Here is a 16,759-nt window from a genome sequence, read left to right as displayed (position 1 = left end):
GCATCCGATGCTCGACAAAGACGAAAACCTGCCTTCGCCAACAGATGTTCCTGGTCATATGGGGCCTGCCGCATGGCTTTCAAACACACTTTTGCCGCAGCCTTCGCCCTTTTCCTCGCGATCTGCAGCGCCATTTCGTCGGCGCGCGCCGAGCCCTTCACCATCGTTTGCTTCGGCGACAGCTTGATGGCGGGTTATGGCCTTGGGCCGGGTCAGGGGTTCACCGAAAAGCTGCAGGCCGCGCTTCGCGCCAAGGGCTACGATGTCACGGTCGCCAATGCCGGCGTTTCCGGCGATACGACGAGCGGCGGCCTGTCGCGGCTCGACTGGTCGGTGCCGGACGGCACGCAGCTGGTCATCCTGGAGCTCGGCGCCAACGACATGCTGCGCGGCGTTTCGCCCGCCATAGCGGAAAAGAACCTGGACGCCATGCTGGCAAAGCTGAAGCAGCGCAAGATCGCCGTGTTGCTGGCCGGGATGCGCGCGGCGCCGAATCTCGGCGCCGATTACCAGAGGGCCTTCAACGCGACCTTTCCGAGACTGGCTGAAAAATACGGCGTGCCGCTCTATCCTTTCTTTCTCGAGGGCATCGCCGGCCAATCCGTCCTGCAGCTCGAAGACGGTCTTCATCCAAACGCCCGAGGCGTCGACCGCATCGTCGAGGGTATCCTGCCCAGCGTGGAGAAGACCATTGAAGCGATCCGGGGCAATTCCTGAAGGCGAGGGTTCGCCGCCGCAACACCTTCCGCGGGGGAAGCTTTTAGGCAGGCCTGCGACCAACAAACCCCTTGCCCCGTTTGAATATCGATGATTCGCTAGGGGCAAGAGTTCGATTCGAGGACAGGAGGCTTGCCATGCCGCGTCTTTTTACCGCCCTCGAAATACCGCGTGATGCCGCTCTTTCGCTGTCCCTGCTCAGGGGCGGCCTGCCCGGAGCCCGCTGGATCGACGTCGAAAACTATCATCTGACGCTGCGCTTCATTGGCGATGTCGAGGGCCATGTCGCCGACGAAATCGCCAACGCGCTCGACCGCGTTCACCGCCCGTCCTTCCCGCTGACGCTGTCCGGCGTCGGCGCCTTCGGCCAGAAGAAGCCGCATGCGGTGTGGGCCGGGGTCGCCGCTTCGCCCGATCTTTCCGCTCTGCAAAGCGAAATCGAGCGCATCTGCCAGCGGCTCGGCATCCCGGCCGACCCGCGCAAGTTCATGCCGCATGTGACGCTGGCCCGCCTGCGCAATGCTAGCCCGCTCGACGTCGCCCAGTATCTGTCGGCGCGCGGCAATTTTTCGACGCTGCCGTTCCGGGTCGGCCGCTTCGTGCTGATGTCGTCGCGCGACTCGGTCGGCGGCGGGCCTTACGTCGTCGAGGAGGCTTGGCCGCTTTCAGGTGCCGACAACCGCGTCGCCAGCCGTTTGGCCGGCGCCGCCGACGCTTCGCGGATCATGCGGTAGACGGACATGGCCAGGGAGAAACTAGCAAAAGAGGCGATCAGCGCCGAACTTGCCGGCCTCGACGGCTGGTCGCTGGCCAAGGATGGTGGTTCGATCAGCCGCAGCTTCACTTTCAAGAATTTCTCGGAAGCCTTTGCCTTCATGACCCGCGTGGCGTTGGCGGCGGAGAAGATGGACCACCACCCCGACTGGTCGAACGTCTACAAGACGGTAAACGTGACCCTCAACACACACGACGCCGGCGGCCTGACCGCGCTAGATTTCGATCTGGCCAGGAAGATGAACCGCTATTTCGGCACCTGACGTTATCTGCACCTTGCAGCGAGGTTCGGCTTTCACCACATTTTGCCTCGCGGTCACGCGTGAAGTCACACGACGGCGGCAAGGAGAGGTTGATGGCGCAAAAATCCGGTTTTGATTTCTTCGGCCTCGGCAGCAAGCTGGGCAATGAGAGCGAAGTGCGCGAAAAGTTCTGGCGTACGGCGAAGAAGGCTGCCCGGCAGATCCCGTTCATGGAGGAGGTGGTCGCCGCCTATTACTGCGCCATGGACAAGAAGACGCCGCTGCGCGCCAAGGGCACATTGCTGGCTGCGCTCGGCTATTTCGTGCTGCCGACGGACGTCATCCCCGATTTCATCTTTGGGCTTGGCTTCACCGACGACATCGCTGTGCTGACCGCGGCGATCACAACCGTCAGCGCCCACATCACGCCGGCGCACCGGCTCGCCGCCAGGCAGGCCATCGCCGACAAGAGCTGAGCCGGTACGGCGCAAAAAATCGCGCGGGAACCGACTTTCCGGCCGTCAAAGCCACCGCCGCACCCGCGTCTTGTAGGCGCGATAGGCGTCTCCGAACTTACGCTCGAGATAACGCTCTTCCGGCGCGATGACGCCCGTATTGATCACCCACAGCAAGGGAATGACGAGCGCGATACCCCAAAGACTTCCGGCCGCGACACCGAGGCCCAGATAGATAAGGGTCGCTCCCAGATAGAACGGATTTCTGGTCCACCGATAGATACCGTCGACGACCAGCGCCGTCGTTGGCAAGGTCGGTGGTATGTTGGTTCCAGCGGCCTGAAAGCGGCCCGCCGCCATAAAGATGAGCACGAAGCCGCACACCGCGAGCACGGCGCCGGCCAGATAGCGGGCGAGGGCCTGCCCGGCCATGACCGGGAGCGGCGCGAGCACCTCGAGCACGGTTGCCGCCGCCAGGAAGCCGAGGAAGATCAAAGGCGGCAGCGCAATGACCCCCGCCACGTCGGGCGCGCCCGGTCCGCCCGCCACCTCTCCGCCATCCGACCGGGGCACCGCGCCGCTGGCCACCGCGCGGACGGCGACACGAATGCCGAACACGATCGCCAGGACGACTGTGCCGCCCGCCAGGATCAGAACTGTCTCGGAAATGGCCATGGCCAAATCTCCCGTAAGCCGCCAAGGAGGGCACCCTGGCCGAGTGCCGTGGAGCCGAACGCAGACATATACCGCCTGGCGGGAAATTCGTCACGTAGCTCTCAGAAAAGCGAGAATCGCTGCAAGACCTAGCTGCTTGAAAAGTCAAACTCTTGCCGTTTTCGTGGCCTCCAAGTCGCGGCAGGGACATTGCGCCAGCCGCTTTTTCAAGCGGCAGCGCGAAGACGGCGGCGGTTTCCTGGCGTGAACATCCTTTTCTCAGGGGAAATTCACCGTTTGGTAACCCAGATTAAATCAAAATGAAGCGACGGGCAGGACGCCGAGCCGGCCTGCCGCCGCACCAGTGGAATACGGGAAAAGCGATGCGCGGATTGATTGCTATAGTTTCCAGCCTGGCCCTGGTGGCCTTGACGGCGCCCGCGCTGGCGCAGTCGGCAACCAAGATCGGCCAGCACAATGCCTGGGGCACCTACAGCTACCAGGCGTCGGGCGGCGGCAAGGTCTGCTATGTCCTGACCGTGCCAACCGACAAGCAGCCGCCGACGCTCGATCATGGCGACATGTTCTTCTTCGTCAGCCAGCGGCCGGGGCAGCAAGTGTCCTACGAGCCGCAATTCATCGCCGGCTATACCTTCCAGGAAGGTTCCAAGGCCACCGTCACCATCGACAAGAAGTCTTTTTCGATGTTCACGCGCGGCAAGTCGGCCTGGGTCGAGAACGCCGCCGAGGAGCCGGTGCTGATCGCCGCGATGAAGACCGGCACCGACATGAAGGTGTCAGCCAAGTCCGGCCGCGGCAATACCACCACCTACGTCTTCTCGCTGAAGGGCATCTCGGCGGCGCTGGCCTCGATCGCCAAGTGCAAGTAAAGTCCTCGTCCGGGACGTTCACCACCTAACACAGCGACGTAAAGAACCAGCGTTCGTGCGGTCTTGCCTTCTCTCCTTGTGGGAGAAGGTGGATTGGCGCGCAGCGCCAAGAGGGTTGAGGGGTGCTGGACGGAGTGCAGGGGATGCCAAGCTGGAACACCCCTCATCCGACCGAGCTTCGCTCGGCCACCTTCTCCCACAAGGGGAGAAGGAAGAACCCCCTGCATGACTCCGCCATCAACCTGTGCTATGCGCCGCGCTTCATTTCGGGCACGATGCTGTAATCGGCCGCAAATCGCTTATATTGGCGCAACAATGACCCTTTCATTCGATCTTACCGCCGAAGGCGCGCGTGACGCGTTGCGCACCCGCACGACGCCTGAAAAGCCGTCGCTGATCGGCTTGACGCGCGCCGAACTCGGGGCCGCCCTCGTCGCCGCCGGCATCGTGCCGGAGCGCCAGGCGAAGATGCGCGCCCAGCAGCTCTGGCACTGGATCTATGTGCGCGGCGTTTCCGATTTTGCCGGCATGTTCAACATCTCCAAGGATTTGCGCGCCGCACTGGACAGGCATTTCACCGTTGCCAGGCCCGAGATCGTCGAGGAGCAGATTTCCTCCGACGGCACGCGCAAATGGCTGTTCCGCTTTCCGCCGCGCGGCGCCGGCCGGCCGGTCGAGATCGAGACCGTCTACATTCCCGAAGAAGGCCGCGGCACGCTCTGCATCTCCTCGCAGGTCGGCTGCACCCTGACCTGCTCCTTCTGCCACACCGGCACGCAAAAGCTGGTGCGCAACCTGACGGCGGAAGAAATCCTCGCCCAGCTTTTGACAGCTCGCGACCGGCTCGGCGATTTCCCCGACCGCGACACGCCCGACGGCGCCATCGTGCCGGCCGAGGGCCGGAAAGTGTCCAACGTCGTCATGATGGGCATGGGTGAGCCGCTCTACAATTTCGAGGCGGTGAAGAAGGCGCTGCTGATTGCATCCGACGGCGACGGGCTTTCCCTGTCGAAGAGGCGCATCACGCTGTCGACCTCGGGCGTCGTGCCCGAAATCTTCCGCACCGGCGAAGAGATCGGCGTCATGCTGGCAATCTCGCTGCACGCTACCAATGACGATCTGCGTGACCTTTTGGTACCGATCAACAAGAAGTATCCGCTCAACGAGCTGATCGCTGCCTGCCGTGCCTATCCCGGCCTGTCCAACGCCAAGCGCATCACCTTCGAATATGTGATGCTAAAGGACGTCAATGATTCCATCGAGGACGCCAAGGCGCTGATCAAGCTGCTCAAGGGCATCCCGGCCAAGATCAATCTGATCCCGTTCAATCCGTGGCCGGGCACCAACTACCAGTGCTCGGACTGGGAGACGATCGAGAAATTCGCCGACTACATCAACAATGCCGGCTATGCCTCGCCGATCCGCACGCCGCGCGGCCGCGACATCCTCGCCGCCTGCGGCCAGCTCAAATCGGACTCCGAGCGCATGCGCAAAGTCGACCGGCTGGCGCTGGAAGCGATGATGATCGCAGGGCACGGCGAGGCGTGAATCGCGTCGTCGCCTATCTGATCCGCTTCGCCGTCATCCTGATCGGTTATGGCGTCGCCTCGCTGGCGGCCAGCGCATTTCTCAATATCATGTTTCTGGCGTCCCTGGGCTACACGCCGGAGCAGGCACCGCCGGCGGCGACGGCTTCCCTCTATTTTTCCGTCCCCTTCGTCGCGCTGTTCGTCGCCTATTTCGCTTTCATGCCGGCGGCGATCGCCATCCTGGTTTCCGAAATCCTCGGCCGGCGCGACTGGCTGTTCTATGCACTGGCGGGCGCGGCGGTGGCGGCGGTCTTCCTCGGCTTCGTCCACCAGACGAACGACGCCAATTTCGAGGTTACCAACACAAGCGTCATGCTGGCGGTGATCGGCTGCGGCATGGTCGGCGGTATTTTCTACTGGCTGAGCGCCGGCCGCTCGGCTGGGAGCTGGCGTCAAATCGGACGCCCTATTTCGCCTGGGCCGTCAGGATCTTGAGCGCGAAGGCCGAAAAAACTCCGGCAAACAGATAGTCGACGACGCGCGTCACGCGCGGGCTGGCTTTCATCGCCGCCGAGAATTTTTCCGCCGCCAGCACCATCGGCGCTGTCACCGGGACCGACAGCACGACGAACATCGCGCCGAGGAAGAACAGCTTTCCCGGCGCATTGGGATCATGCGCGGAGACGAATTGCGGCAGGAAGGTCATGAAGAACAGGATGATCTTCGGATTGAGCAGATTGACGCCGAGCCCCGCCGCCCAGCTGCGAACCAGCGATATCTGCGGCCCGCTCTTCTTCTCCGGTGAAAACGCCGACCCTTTTGTGATCGCCTGCCAGGCCAGGAAGACCAGATAGCCGGCGCCGAAAATCTTCAGCACGAAGAACGCCATCGGCGAGGCGACGATCAGCGCCGAGACGCCGACCACCACCAACGTGGTGTGGATCAGCGTGCCGCACAGCGCGCCGGCCATCGAGGCGAAGCCGGTGGCGCGGCCCTGGCTCAGCGTGCGCGACACGAACAGCGTCATGTCCGGCCCAGGCGTAATCGCCAGGATCACCGTCGCGATGGCGAATTGGATAAGCGTAGCGTTGTCGGGAATGAAGGACATTGGCGGCCTCGGACAAGAAGGCGCAGCCTATAGCGCAGGCGCCTCGCCGACGCCAGCATCTCGCCGCCACGGCGTCTGGTCCAGCGCTTGCGGCTCCCAGGCGCCTGTTCCTCCCTTGCGCAGCCCCGAAACGCCGTGATACCTCGCCCGCAAGAATCCTGTCGCGGAACCGCCCACCATGTCGAAAGCAAAAGCCGTCAAGAAAGTCGTGCTCGCCTATTCTGGCGGCCTTGACACCTCGATCATCCTGAAATGGCTGCAGACCGAGCTCGGCGCCGAGGTCGTGACCTTCACCGCCGATCTAGGCCAGGGTGGCGAACTGGAGCCGGCTAGGCGCAAGGCCGAGATGATGGGCATCAAGGATATTCGCATCGTCGATGTCCGCGAGGAGTTCGTATCCGATTTCGTCTTTCCGATGTTCCGCGCCAACGCTGTCTATGAAGGCACCTATCTGCTCGGCACCTCGATCGCCCGGCCACTGATCTCGAAACATCTTGTCGAGATCGCCAGGGAGACCGGCGCCGATGCGATCGCCCATGGCGCCACCGGCAAGGGCAACGATCAGGTGCGTTTCGAACTCTCGGCCTATGCGCTCAACCCCGACATCAAGGTCATCGCGCCCTGGCGCGACTGGTCGTTCAAGTCGCGCACCGATCTGATCAATTTCGCCGAGCAGCACCAGATTCCGGTGCCGAAGGACAAGAAGGGCGATGCGCCGTTCTCGGTCGACGCCAACCTGCTGCATTCCTCCTCCGAGGGCAAGGTGCTGGAAGACCCGTGGAGCGAGCCGCCGGAATTCGTCCACCAGCGCACCATCTCGCCGATGGATGCGCCGGATGAGGTCACAGAGATCGAAATCGAATTCCTCAAGGGCGATCCCGTCGCGCTCAACGGCAAGAAACTGTCGCCGGCAACGATGCTGGCGGCGCTGAACGATCTCGGCCGCGACAATGGCATCGGCCGGCTCGATCTGGTCGAGAACCGTTTCGTCGGCATGAAATCGCGCGGCGTCTACGAGACCCCCGGCGGCACCATCCTGATATCGGCCCACCGGGCGATCGAATCGATCACGCTGGACCGCGGTGCCGCCCATCTCAAGGACGAGTTCATGCCGCGTTATGCCGAGCTGATCTATAACGGCTTCTGGTTCGCGCCCGAGCGGCTGATGCTGCAGGCGATGATCGACAACAGCCAGGAAGACGTCGAAGGCATCGTGCGGCTGAAGCTCTACAAGGGCAACGTCATTGTCACCGGCCGCAAGTCGAGGAAGACGCTCTATTCCGACGCGCTGGTCACCTTCGAGGACGACCGCGGCGCCTACGACCAGAAAGATGCCGAAGGTTTCATCCGCCTCAATGCGCTGAGGCTGCGCACGCTGGCGGCGCGTGGTCGTAAAGGCTAAGTATATATTCATGAAAATCCTGCTTAGCCTGGATCCATACTCTTAGTGAGCTAATGTAGTTGTTTCTAATGACAGCTGCAGAGCTTTTCTTGCTTGACCTCATGGCCGGATTGTCCAATTGTTTTTTTGGGCAATGGGGCTGTAATAATGCGACTTGGTCTTTTGATTTTGACGGCGATGATCGGCATTCTGGCGGGCTGCCAGACCGGACAGGACATCACGAAGAAGGATCCCCAGGCGGGATGCATCGCCGCTGTCGCTACATGGACCATTACGTTCAAACATGAGATCGCAGCCTTCATGGGCGTTTCTCAGGAACGCATGCCGAGCCTCTTCTGCCGGCGCTTGGGCGATGCGGTGCGCAGCGGCCGAATTGGCTTCTCCGACATAAACAGCCTTCAGCTCGACCAATCCACCGACATCTGGAAGGTCATCAAAGGCAAGTGACAGGTCGGCGATGGTTAGTTTGCGACGCGCCACGCGACTTCCGCTGATGTTGCTGGCGGGCCTGGCAGCAGCCGGAGCGGAGGAATTCGATCCCACCTCGCTCGACCTCGCCGCGCTGATTGAATGCAGGGCCGACGTGCCGGCCTATAACGGATTCGCCTTGTGGCTGAGCGGTGAGCCCGGCGCGGCGGAAAAACTTGGCTGGAAGGAAGTCACCGCCGGCAATCCTTTCCTCAGGCAATACGAGCTGCCGGCCACGGTCGGCGTCTTCGGGCGCGAAACGGCGGCCGTCGTCCTTACCGCGACCGGGCCGATGGCGGTGTTTGACGATGTTTCCGCGCCCGATCTCGCTCGAGCGCTCGGCGTCACAGCGCAAATCTCGACACCGGACAAATTCCTTGGCGAGAAGGTGCTCGTCGAAAGCAGCGAGGAAGCCGACGGCATGACATTTTCCACGCACATTGCGCTCAATGTCTCAACCGTTAATTCACATCCCGGCAAGGTTCTCGCCGGCTGCTCCTACGCGCTCGACGTGAAATAGAAAGCCCGGCGCATGGCCGGGCTTTCTGTCGAATCATTCTATCGAATAGAGATTTCTGTCAGTCGGCATCGATGGCTGTGGCCATGCGGGCGATGGCCTGTTGATAGACGCTAGCGGAATTCCAGCCAGCGATTGCGCCCATATTCGCCTGCGCGCTCGCTCCGGCCCGCCAACCATGGCCCTTGAGGAAGTTGGCCGTGGAAGCCAACGCAGTGCTCTTGTCGCGCAGATTTTTGTTGCCGACGCCATACGTCAAAACATTTCCGGGCAGGAACTGCGTGTGGCCGATCTCGCCATGTGCGGCACCGACCGACGAGGCGCTCAACGCTCCGCGATCGACCAGCTTCAGGGCTGCAATGGCATGGGGATAGAAGAACTCCGGACGGCGGCAATCATAGGCGAGCGTTAAAATGGCAGAGACCGTATTCTGGTTGCCCATGGCGGAACCGAAGCCCGTCTCCATACCCCAGATGGCGATCAACACACCCGGCGACACGCCGTAATTCCGTTCGATCTTGTCGAACAGCGCCGCATTGGCCTTCTTCAGCGCACGGCCCCTGGCAATGATCGCGGACGCGCCACGGCGCTTCATGAAAGCTTCGACCGAGCCGCTGAAAGCCTTATGGATGGCGCGGTCGACGGAGATCGTCTTTGTCGCGTAGGTTGCGCGAGCCAGAGCGGCCAGACCCTTCGAGCCGACACCGTCGGCCTTGGCCTCCGCGGCAAACTCCGGTTTCCACGCCTCGAAGCCGGCGCCGTTTTTGCCACAACTGGCCGCCGCCTGCGCGCCCGTCGCCAGCGCAAGCACCGCCACCACCGTGGCCACTACAAACATCTTCCCCTTGGCAAGAAATGCCATGCTGCTCTCCTGGTTGCCTGAATCACGTTCCCAATTGCGAATTTGCCAGCGAAACACCTGCTTGTCACTGTCCCGGCGCTGCGCCGATGCACTCAATACAGCAGGAACTTCAAATCCACCACACTGGCGGATGCCCGGGAATTTGCCTACGATCAAGTAATTATTGTGGCGGGGACAGAATAAGCATGAAAGACGTTGATGTCGTGATCGTCGGCGCCGGTTCGGCCGGACTTTCGGCTGCCAAGACCCTGCGCGCCGCCGGTTTTTCCTTCAAATTGTTAGAAGCGATGAACCGCGTCGGCGGCCGCGCCTGGACCAGCGACCAGCATTTCGGCGTGCCGTTCGACATCGGCTGCGCCTGGCTGCATGCGGCAGACCGCAATCCCTACTTTCCCGAGGCGAAAGCCGCCGCCTGGACGCTTCATCACCACGACATGAATGTCGATCATCTCTACTACCGCGAGCGAAAGGCAAGCGAAGCCGAAGAGGCCGCGATGAAGGTGGCCGACGCAAGACTGCTCGAACTGGTGGCGGCACGTCAGGTGAGGGAAGGCGACGATGACCGCCTTTCGGCATTGCTCGCCAAAGGCCACGCGCCGCGCGCCGCCGCAACCTTCGCGGGGCCGATGGATTTCGGCGCCGACGAGGACGAGATATCGATCCGCGACTTTCAGGCCGCCGCCGATCTCGATCCGAACTATTTCACCAGGGAAGGCTTCGGCACGCTGGTTGCGCGCTTCGGCGCCGACGTGCCGGTGGAGCTGTCGACGCCGGTGCGCAAGATCCTCTGGGATGGGCCGGGCGTAGCCTGCGTCACGGATCGCGGTACCATCCGCGCCAAGGCTGTCATCGTCACCGCCTCGCCGGCAGTGCTCGCCTTCGAGGAGATTGCGTTCTCGCCCGCACTCCCCGATGGGCATTTCGCTGCCTTCTTCGATCTGCCGATGGGCATGCTGACCAAGCTGCCGGTCGAAATATCCGGCACGAGGCTTGGCTTGGAGCCGTTCGACGATTTGCTGATCGAGCGGCTGGCCCGGCACGACATCTACTTCCTCTGCTTTCCCTTCGACTTCGATTTGATGGTCGGTTTCGTCGGCGGCGATTTCGCTTGGGAGATGTCGGCGGCGGGCGAGGCGGCCGGCATCGACTTCGTCGTCGACCGGCTCTGCGGCATCTTTGGCGGCGACGTACGAAAGCATGTCGGACGCGCAATGATGACCAATTGGGGCGCTGAGCGGTTTGTGCGCGGCGCCTATGCGGCGGCGCGGCCCGGCCGCTCGCAAGCGCGCGCCACGCTGATGCAGCCGGTGGCGGAAAAGATCTTCTTCGCCGGCGAGCATTTGGCCGGTCCGCTGATGCAGACCTGCGGCGGCGCCAGATTGTCGGGCGAGGCAGTGGCCAGGGAGGTCGTGGCCCAGCTTGCGGCAAAATAGCATCGGCCGGCAGGAACGTGGGCCGGTGACAGGCGTTTGGCCTTGTCCTGTTCGCCTCGTCCTCCGCATTTCGAATGATTTGAGACGCCAATGAAGCTTTTCGACTGCCCGCATTGCGGCCACCGTCTCTATTTCGAGAACGCGCAATGCCTGAACTGCGCCAGCCTCGTGCTCTATGATCCCGAGCATGCGCGTTTTGTGCTGTCCGGCATCGACGACATCTTCCAATGCACCAACGCCGACGAATGCGCCTGCAACTGGATGGCGGAGCCTGGCCACGCCTTCTGCCGCGCCTGCACGCTGAACCAGCTGATCCCGGATCTGTCGGTCGACGGCAATCGCCGCCGCTGGATCCGTGTCGAGGCGGCAAAGAAGCGTGCCGTCTATTCGCTGCTCGCCTTCGGCCTGCCGGTCGCATCCAAGCAGAATCCCGGCGACGAGATCGGCCTCGCTTTCGATTTTCTTGCCGATCCTATCGGTGGCGGTCCCGGTGGCGAGCGTATCCTGACCGGCCATGACAACGGCCTGATCACGCTCAACGTCGCCGAGGCGGACTCGGCTGAGCGCGAGCGGCGGCGCGTCGAGATGGGCGAGAACTACCGCACGCTGCTCGGCCATTTCCGCCATGAGCTCGGCCATTACTATTGGGACCGCCTGATCCGTGACGATCCGCAAAAGCTTGCCGGTTTTCGCGCTTTGTTCGGCGACGAACGCGCCGGCTACGAACAAGCGCTGAAGACCTATTACGCCGATGGCGCGCCGCCCGACTGGCAGCAGCGCCATATCTCGGCCTATGCGACGTCGCACCCGTGGGAGGACTGGGCCGAGACATGGGCGCATCACATGCACATCACCGACACGCTGGAGATGGTGCATGCGCTGAATTTCCCGCTCGGCCGGCTGGAGACCGTCGAAGCCAACGAGCTGCCGCGCGCCGATACCGGCGGCGAGCTGCAGCCGGCACCATCGGAACCCGCCACCAGGCCGGAGCCTTTCGAAAAGATCCTCGACCGCTGGCTGGTGCTGTCGGAAGCTTCCAACTCGATCAACCGCTGCATGGGCCTGCCCGATCTGTATCCCTTCGTAATCTCCGACGTGGCGGCGCAAAAGCTTGCTTTTGTTCACGAGCTTTTGACTGACCTGCCGAAAACTATTGGAACAAATCGTGAGCCGGCGGAGGCTTTTTAGCCGGAACGCATGCCGCTTTGCTTCGTTTTCGGTCCCGAGGGACTGTGAAACGGAGAGAAAACCATGAAATGCATATTGTTTCCGGCGGTGGCCGGAGCGCTCATAGCGATGTCGGGCTCTGCTTTGGCCGAAACCGCCGTCTCGGCCATCACCGATCTCAATGTACGCGCCGGCCCCGGCCCGCAATATCCGGTCATCGGGGTACTCGCGGCCGGCCAGTCGGCGACGCTCGACGGCTGCATCGCCAACAGCAAATGGTGCACCATCGCCGAGGCCAACGGCCAAGGCTGGGTCTATTCCGACTATGTGACGGCCGATTTCGGCGGCAGCCGTGTGGTCCTGACACAGCGTCCGGCCGGCGCCGACATTGCCGTTGTGACACCGCCTGCCGATAGCGCCGAATATTCCGACAGCTATACCGGAGCGATCGTTGCCGGCGAGGCGATCGAGCCCATCCGGCGGCCGCCGGCGGAAATCCGCACCTATGTCGAAACGAACCGGCTCGATCCGGTCTATCTCGAAGGCGAGGTGGTTACCGGCGCGATGTTGCCCGACACCGTCGAGCTGCGCGAGATACCCGATTATGATTATCGCTACGTCTATGTGAACGGCCAGCCGGCGCTGGTCGATCCGAGCAGCCGGCGTATCGTGTACGTCGTGCGCTGACGCGCAAAACAGGGCGGTCGCCCTGTAATGGCGGCCGCTCACACCCCGACATTGCCACAAGCCGGCATTGCCGCTGCAATACCGGTTTCCACTTTTGCGTCCGATGCTCTAGATCATGCGAGCCGAAGCACCAGCCAGCGAGCCCGCGTGACGATCGACCCGACCGCCTTCCAACAGTACCGGCACACCGCCAACGAGAAGACCACTTTGCCGCGCCTTCTGCTTGGAACGGTCGTCGTCATCCTGTTCTGGCTCGGAATCACTGCCGCCGTGCTGTTCGGCGGCACCTATGCCTTTGCCGTTTGGCAGGCGTCGTCTGGCACCGCCCCGCCAGGTGGAGGAGCGGTGCAGGATTTCATGGCCTCTCCAGCGGGCATCCTCGCGGCGCTGGCTTCGTTTGCCGGAATCTGGCTCGGCCTTTGGGCTGCCATGCGCTGGATCCATCGCGAGAAGCTGACGGCCCTGATCGGCGTCAGCCGGCGCATTTCATGGTCGGGGTTCCTGAAAGGGCTGGCCGCCGTGCTGATCACCTCGCTGCTTTCCGAGATCCTGCTTTACGGCCTGCAGCCCGATATTGCGCGCGGTACGATCGGCCTGTCCTCGTGGCTTTTGTTCCTGATCCCGATCGCTGCGCTGACCTTTCTGCAGACCTCGTCGGAGGAGATGCTGTTTCGCGGTTATCTGCTCAGGGGCCTGGCGAGCCGGTTCCAGAACCCTTTCATCTGGGCGCTGCTGCCGGGATTGCTGTTCACCTCGCTACATTGGAGCCCAGGCTCGAGCGCCGCGATCAATGCCTGCGTGCTGGCCTCGATCGCCGCCTTTGCGCTGCTGCTGACGCTTCTGGTCTATGCAACCGGCAATCTCGGTGCCGGCTTCGGCGCCCATCTCGGCAACAATCTGACCGGCTTCCTGCTGATTTCGCACCAGCAAAGCTATAATTCCTTCGCCCTGTTCAACGCCAAGCCGCTCGAAGCCGCCGGCTGGACGACTTCAGACGCCGTCCTCATCGCCGCGATCGGCATCGTCAGCAGCCTGTTGACCGTTCTGCTGCTTTTGCATCCGCGCTCCCCGCTGAAGGTCGAGCCGGATATGGCGCGCGCCAGCAGCGTGCGCTGATGCGCCTTGCCTGGTTGTCCTGAGCATATTTGGCGCAAAGCCTGACCAAAGCTTGACTCCGCGGCCGATTTCCTGTCTACACGCCGCGAAATTCCGCGACGAGTATTCCTCCGAGCAAACCGACCGGGACGCCGAAACCTCTTTGAGGTGAAGTGCTGTAAATCGATCCCGGAGGCCAACACCCGGCAGCGCTGTGCGCCCCCGGGTGCTTTTTGGCTTTGGGCTTTTGCCCGGACCGGCTTTTGCTTGGACAGCTGGCGCGAACGCATTACCTCTCGGGCATCATCCGGGTGCCAGGGAAAAGGAAAAAGAATGTTTGAATCGCTACAGGAACGTCTTGGTTCGATCCTGAACGGCCTCACCGGCCGCGGCGCCTTGTCGGAGGCGGATGTCTCGGCGGCGCTGCGCGAGGTGCGCCGCGCGCTGCTCGAGGCCGACGTGGCGCTGGAAGTGGTGCGTTCCTTCACCGACAAGGTGCGCGAGAAGGCCGTCGGCGCCGCCGTGGTCAAGTCGATCAAGCCCGGCCAGATGGTCGTCAAGATCGTCCATGACGAGCTGGTCGAGATGCTCGGCGCCGAGGGCGTCGCCATCGACCTCAATGCGCCGGCTCCGGTCGTCATCATGATGGTCGGCCTGCAAGGTTCCGGCAAGACGACGACCTCGGCCAAGATCGCCAAGCGGTTGGCCGAGCGCCAGAACAAGAAGGTCTTGATGGCCTCGCTCGACACGCGGCGTCCCGCCGCGCAAGAGCAGCTCCGTCAGCTCGGCGAGCAGGTCAAGGTCGCGACGCTGCCGATCGTCGCCGGCCAGACGCCAGTCGACATCGCCCGCCGCGCCGTGCAGGCGGCAAAGCTCGGCGGCCACGACATCGTCATCCTCGACACCGCCGGCCGTACGCACATCGACGAGCCGTTGATGGTCGAGATGGCCGACATCAAGAAGGTGTCGTCGCCGCACGAGATCCTGCTGGTTGCCGATTCGCTGACCGGCCAGGACGCCGTCAATCTGGCGAAAAGCTTCGATGAGCGTGTTGGCATCACCGGCCTCGTGCTGACCCGCATGGACGGCGACGGTCGCGGTGGCGCAGCACTCTCGATGCGCGCCGTCACCGGCAAGCCGATCAAGCTGATCGGCATCGGCGAAAAAATGGACGCGCTGGAGGAATTCCACCCCAAGCGCATCGCCGACCGCATCCTCGGCATGGGCGACATCGTCAGCCTCGTCGAAAAGGCAGCCGAGAACATCGACGCCGAGCAGGCGGCGGCGATGGCCAAGAAGATGCAGTCGGGCAAGTTCGACCTGAACGACCTCGCCGGCCAGCTTCAGCAAATGTCGAAAATGGGTGGCATGGGCGGCATCATGGGCATGATGCCGGGCATGGGCAAGATGAAGGACCAGATGGCCGCCGCCGGTCTCGACGACAAGATGTTCGGCCGCCAGCTCGCCATCATCTCGTCGATGACCAAGGCCGAGCGCGCCAATCCCGATATTCTGAAGCACTCGCGCAAGAAGCGCATCGCCGCCGGCTCGGGCACCGACGCGGCCGAAATCAACAAGCTGTTGAAGATGCATCGCGGCATGGCCGACATGATGAAGGCGATGGGCGGCAAGGGCAAAGGTGGCGGCCTGATGCGCGGCATGATGGGCGGCCTCGCTTCCAAGATGGGGCTCGGCGGCATGATGCCCGGCATGGGCGGCCAAGGCGGCATGATGGGCGGCGGCATGCCCGATCTGTCCAAGATGGACCCCAAGCAGCTCGAGGCCTTGCAGAAGCAGGCACAGGCGGCCGGGCTCGGCGGCATGAAGGGCCTGCCCGGCGGCTTTCCCGCTGGCGGTGGCCTGCCTGGCTTGCCCGGCGGCATGAAGCTCCCTGGTTTGCCGGGATCCGGCGGCGGGCTGCCTGGCCTCGGCAAGAAGAAATGAGGGCGCCATGAACGAAGAAAAGGACATGGCTGACGCGCGCGCGGCGCTGGTCAATTATCGCGCCTCGATCGACAACATCGACGCGGCGCTGATCCACATGCTGGCCGAGCGCTTCCGCTGCACCAAGGCGGTCGGCGTGCTGAAGGCGGAGCATGGCCTGCCGCCTGCCGATCCGGCACGCGAGCAGCAGCAGATCGCCCGTCTTCGCCAACTGGCGAAGGACGCCCATCTCGACCCGGATTTCGCGGAAAAATTCCTGAACTTCGTCGTCCGCGAAGTGATCCGCCATCACGAGCAGATCGCCGCATCCAACGGCATAACGAAAACCGGCTGAGGACCAGCCACCAACCGATCAACCAAATCAGAGCTTTTTAGGAGAAAAGAAATGCCACTGAAAATCCGACTGGCCCGTGCGGGCTCGAAGAAGCGTCCCTATTACCACGTCGTCGTCGCCGATGCCCGTTCGCCGCGCGACGGCCGTTTCATCGAGTCGCTTGGCTCGTGGAACCCGCTGCTGCCCAAGGACGGCGAACGCGTCAAGGTTGACGCCGAGCGCGTCAAGCATTGGCTGTCGCACGGCGCCCAGCCGACCGACCGCGTGCTGCGCTTCCTCGACGAGGCCGCCCTCGCCAAGCGCGAAGCCCGCGCCAACCCGAAGAAGGCCGAGCCCGGCAAGAAGGCGCAAGAGCGCGCAGCCCTGCTGAAGAAGGCGCAGGAGGAAGCTGCAGCCGCTGTTGCCGCCGCTTCCGCCGCGCCGGCCGAGGCGGAAGCCGCCAGCGCCGAATAAGTCATCGATTGCCCTTCACAAAACGGCT

20 protein-coding genes are annotated in these 16,759 nt (G+C 62.9%); 16 read left to right on the top strand and 4 right to left on the bottom strand.

Going from position 1 to position 16,759, the window contains the following annotated elements; genetic code table 11:
• Nucleotides 1-72 precede the first annotated feature (72 nt).
• From NKI22_RS00540 to NKI22_RS00525, 4 genes are all read left to right on the top strand, one after another.
• Nucleotides 73-717: an arylesterase gene (locus tag NKI22_RS00540; protein ID WP_352958137.1), complete on the top strand. Its 645-nt coding sequence runs from the start codon at nucleotides 73-75 to the stop codon at nucleotides 715-717.
• A gap of 137 nt (nucleotides 718-854) precedes the next feature.
• Nucleotides 855-1,451 (top strand): RNA 2',3'-cyclic phosphodiesterase, encoded by a 597-nt coding sequence (thpR, locus tag NKI22_RS00535; RefSeq protein ID WP_352481070.1) that lies wholly within the window; start codon nucleotides 855-857, stop codon nucleotides 1,449-1,451.
• A gap of 6 nt (nucleotides 1,452-1,457) precedes the next feature.
• Complete coding sequence (locus tag NKI22_RS00530; RefSeq protein ID WP_023721896.1) at nucleotides 1,458-1,754, top strand: 4a-hydroxytetrahydrobiopterin dehydratase; 297 nt, start codon at nucleotides 1,458-1,460, stop codon at nucleotides 1,752-1,754.
• A gap of 92 nt (nucleotides 1,755-1,846) precedes the next feature.
• Nucleotides 1,847-2,209, top strand: a complete 363-nt coding sequence (locus tag NKI22_RS00525) for a YkvA family protein (RefSeq protein WP_023721897.1) — start codon at nucleotides 1,847-1,849, stop codon at nucleotides 2,207-2,209.
• A 45-nt stretch (nucleotides 2,210-2,254) separates the two neighbouring features.
• Here the strand turns inward: NKI22_RS00525 and NKI22_RS00520 are convergent, their stop codons facing one another.
• The gene (locus tag NKI22_RS00520) at nucleotides 2,255-2,863 is read right to left on the bottom strand and encodes a methyltransferase family protein (RefSeq protein ID WP_352817241.1); all 609 of its coding nucleotides are present in this window, start codon (nucleotides 2,861-2,863) and stop codon (nucleotides 2,255-2,257) included.
• Nucleotides 2,864-3,225: 362 nt separating this feature from the next.
• On the opposite strand from NKI22_RS00520, the gene NKI22_RS00515 reads away from it, so the two are divergent.
• The 3 genes from NKI22_RS00515 (at nucleotide 3,226) to NKI22_RS00505 (ending at nucleotide 5,756) form a co-directional block, all read left to right on the top strand.
• Nucleotides 3,226-3,732: an invasion associated locus B family protein gene (locus NKI22_RS00515; protein ID WP_023721899.1), complete on the top strand. Its 507-nt coding sequence runs from the start codon at nucleotides 3,226-3,228 to the stop codon at nucleotides 3,730-3,732.
• A 315-nt stretch (nucleotides 3,733-4,047) separates the two neighbouring features.
• Entirely contained in the window at nucleotides 4,048-5,280 is a 1,233-nt protein-coding gene (gene rlmN / locus NKI22_RS00510; protein ID WP_352481073.1) for a dual-specificity RNA methyltransferase RlmN, read from the top strand.
• Entirely contained in the window at nucleotides 5,277-5,756 is a 480-nt protein-coding gene (locus NKI22_RS00505; RefSeq protein ID WP_023721901.1) for a hypothetical protein, read from the top strand. Before rlmN ends, NKI22_RS00505 begins: the two co-directional genes overlap by 4 nt.
• Here NKI22_RS00505 and NKI22_RS00500 read toward each other — a convergent pair.
• Nucleotides 5,728-6,369: a LysE family translocator gene (locus tag NKI22_RS00500; RefSeq protein ID WP_023721902.1), complete on the bottom strand. Its 642-nt coding sequence runs from the start codon at nucleotides 6,367-6,369 to the stop codon at nucleotides 5,728-5,730. The two genes, NKI22_RS00505 and NKI22_RS00500, sit on opposite strands and share 29 nt — an antisense overlap.
• Before the next feature lie 178 nt (nucleotides 6,370-6,547).
• On the opposite strand from NKI22_RS00500, the gene NKI22_RS00495 reads away from it, so the two are divergent.
• Nucleotides 6,548-7,771 carry an argininosuccinate synthase gene (locus NKI22_RS00495; RefSeq protein ID WP_352481074.1) on the top strand — a complete coding sequence of 408 codons (1,224 nt, stop codon included), beginning with the start codon at nucleotides 6,548-6,550 and terminating at the stop codon, nucleotides 7,769-7,771.
• 99 nt (nucleotides 7,772-7,870) lie between these two features.
• On the opposite strand, the gene NKI22_RS00490 is transcribed toward NKI22_RS00495, so the two are convergent.
• Complete coding sequence (locus NKI22_RS00490; RefSeq protein WP_352516116.1) at nucleotides 7,871-8,251, bottom strand: hypothetical protein; 381 nt, start codon at nucleotides 8,249-8,251, stop codon at nucleotides 7,871-7,873.
• Between the two features lie 13 nt (nucleotides 8,252-8,264).
• Between NKI22_RS00490 and NKI22_RS00485 the strand changes: the two genes are divergently transcribed.
• The gene (locus tag NKI22_RS00485; RefSeq protein ID WP_352495991.1) at nucleotides 8,265-8,759 is read left to right on the top strand and encodes a hypothetical protein; all 495 of its coding nucleotides are present in this window, start codon (nucleotides 8,265-8,267) and stop codon (nucleotides 8,757-8,759) included.
• Nucleotides 8,760-8,817: 58 nt separating this feature from the next.
• Here NKI22_RS00485 and NKI22_RS00480 read toward each other — a convergent pair whose 3' ends face one another.
• Nucleotides 8,818-9,618 (bottom strand): lytic murein transglycosylase, encoded by an 801-nt coding sequence (locus NKI22_RS00480; RefSeq protein ID WP_023721906.1) that lies wholly within the window; start codon nucleotides 9,616-9,618, stop codon nucleotides 8,818-8,820.
• A gap of 185 nt (nucleotides 9,619-9,803) precedes the next feature.
• Here NKI22_RS00480 and NKI22_RS00475 point away from each other — a divergent pair, with 185 nt between their 5' ends.
• The 7 genes from NKI22_RS00475 to rpsP all read left to right on the top strand — a co-directional run bounded on the left by NKI22_RS00475 (nucleotide 9,804) and on the right by rpsP (nucleotide 16,731).
• Nucleotides 9,804-11,051 carry a flavin monoamine oxidase family protein gene (locus tag NKI22_RS00475; RefSeq protein ID WP_352495992.1) on the top strand — a complete coding sequence of 416 codons (1,248 nt, stop codon included), beginning with the start codon at nucleotides 9,804-9,806 and terminating at the stop codon, nucleotides 11,049-11,051.
• A 90-nt stretch (nucleotides 11,052-11,141) separates the two neighbouring features.
• Nucleotides 11,142-12,239, top strand: a complete 1,098-nt coding sequence (locus tag NKI22_RS00470) for a zinc-binding metallopeptidase family protein (protein ID WP_352481078.1) — start codon at nucleotides 11,142-11,144, stop codon at nucleotides 12,237-12,239.
• 63 nt (nucleotides 12,240-12,302) lie between these two features.
• Nucleotides 12,303-12,905: a DUF1236 domain-containing protein gene (locus NKI22_RS00465; RefSeq protein WP_352817238.1), complete on the top strand. Its 603-nt coding sequence runs from the start codon at nucleotides 12,303-12,305 to the stop codon at nucleotides 12,903-12,905.
• 147 nt (nucleotides 12,906-13,052) lie between these two features.
• Nucleotides 13,053-14,021, top strand: a complete 969-nt coding sequence (locus tag NKI22_RS00460) for a CPBP family intramembrane glutamic endopeptidase (protein ID WP_023721910.1) — start codon at nucleotides 13,053-13,055, stop codon at nucleotides 14,019-14,021.
• A 312-nt stretch (nucleotides 14,022-14,333) separates the two neighbouring features.
• Nucleotides 14,334-15,944, top strand: coding sequence for a signal recognition particle protein (ffh, locus tag NKI22_RS00455; protein ID WP_023721911.1), 1,611 nt, complete (start codon nucleotides 14,334-14,336; stop codon nucleotides 15,942-15,944).
• Nucleotides 15,945-15,951: 7 nt separating this feature from the next.
• Nucleotides 15,952-16,278, top strand: coding sequence for a chorismate mutase (locus NKI22_RS00450; RefSeq protein WP_023721912.1), 327 nt, complete (start codon nucleotides 15,952-15,954; stop codon nucleotides 16,276-16,278).
• A 51-nt stretch (nucleotides 16,279-16,329) separates the two neighbouring features.
• On the top strand, nucleotides 16,330-16,731 hold the full coding sequence (gene rpsP / locus NKI22_RS00445) for a 30S ribosomal protein S16 (protein WP_352817235.1): 402 nt from the start codon (nucleotides 16,330-16,332) through the stop codon (nucleotides 16,729-16,731).
• Nucleotides 16,732-16,759: the final 28 nt, after the last annotated feature.

This window comes from Mesorhizobium sp. M0778, assembly GCF_040320105.1.
Lineage (GTDB): Bacteria > Pseudomonadota > Alphaproteobacteria > Rhizobiales > Rhizobiaceae > Mesorhizobium.
Note: the sequence above shows the minus strand (reverse complement) of the source record. Positions and strands in the feature narration are given on the sequence as shown.

What these genes read in the sequence shown, in the direction of transcription:
- thpR (WP_352481070.1), top strand. Translation starts at nt 855, where the DNA reads ATGCCGCGTCTTTTTACCGCCCTCGAAATACCGCGTGATGCCGCTCTT.
- ffh (WP_023721911.1), top strand. Translation starts at nt 14,334, where the DNA reads ATGTTTGAATCGCTACAGGAACGTCTTGGTTCGATCCTGAACGGCCTC.
- NKI22_RS00515 (WP_023721899.1), top strand. Translation starts at nt 3,226, where the DNA reads ATGCGCGGATTGATTGCTATAGTTTCCAGCCTGGCCCTGGTGGCCTTG.
- NKI22_RS00450 (WP_023721912.1), top strand. Translation starts at nt 15,952, where the DNA reads ATGAACGAAGAAAAGGACATGGCTGACGCGCGCGCGGCGCTGGTCAAT.
- NKI22_RS00500 (WP_023721902.1), bottom strand. Translation starts at nt 6,369, where the DNA reads ATGTCCTTCATTCCCGACAACGCTACGCTTATCCAATTCGCCATCGCG.
- NKI22_RS00480 (WP_023721906.1), bottom strand. Translation starts at nt 9,618, where the DNA reads ATGGCATTTCTTGCCAAGGGGAAGATGTTTGTAGTGGCCACGGTGGTG.
- NKI22_RS00465 (WP_352817238.1), top strand. Translation starts at nt 12,303, where the DNA reads ATGAAATGCATATTGTTTCCGGCGGTGGCCGGAGCGCTCATAGCGATG.
- NKI22_RS00485 (WP_352495991.1), top strand. Translation starts at nt 8,265, where the DNA reads ATGTTGCTGGCGGGCCTGGCAGCAGCCGGAGCGGAGGAATTCGATCCC.
- NKI22_RS00530 (WP_023721896.1), top strand. Translation starts at nt 1,458, where the DNA reads ATGGCCAGGGAGAAACTAGCAAAAGAGGCGATCAGCGCCGAACTTGCC.
- NKI22_RS00525 (WP_023721897.1), top strand. Translation starts at nt 1,847, where the DNA reads ATGGCGCAAAAATCCGGTTTTGATTTCTTCGGCCTCGGCAGCAAGCTG.
- NKI22_RS00540 (WP_352958137.1), top strand. Translation starts at nt 73, where the DNA reads ATGGCTTTCAAACACACTTTTGCCGCAGCCTTCGCCCTTTTCCTCGCG.
- NKI22_RS00470 (WP_352481078.1), top strand. Translation starts at nt 11,142, where the DNA reads ATGAAGCTTTTCGACTGCCCGCATTGCGGCCACCGTCTCTATTTCGAG.
- NKI22_RS00475 (WP_352495992.1), top strand. Translation starts at nt 9,804, where the DNA reads ATGAAAGACGTTGATGTCGTGATCGTCGGCGCCGGTTCGGCCGGACTT.
- NKI22_RS00520 (WP_352817241.1), bottom strand. Translation starts at nt 2,863, where the DNA reads ATGGCCATTTCCGAGACAGTTCTGATCCTGGCGGGCGGCACAGTCGTC.
- rpsP (WP_352817235.1), top strand. Translation starts at nt 16,330, where the DNA reads ATGCCACTGAAAATCCGACTGGCCCGTGCGGGCTCGAAGAAGCGTCCC.
- NKI22_RS00495 (WP_352481074.1), top strand. Translation starts at nt 6,548, where the DNA reads ATGTCGAAAGCAAAAGCCGTCAAGAAAGTCGTGCTCGCCTATTCTGGC.
- rlmN (WP_352481073.1), top strand. Translation starts at nt 4,048, where the DNA reads ATGACCCTTTCATTCGATCTTACCGCCGAAGGCGCGCGTGACGCGTTG.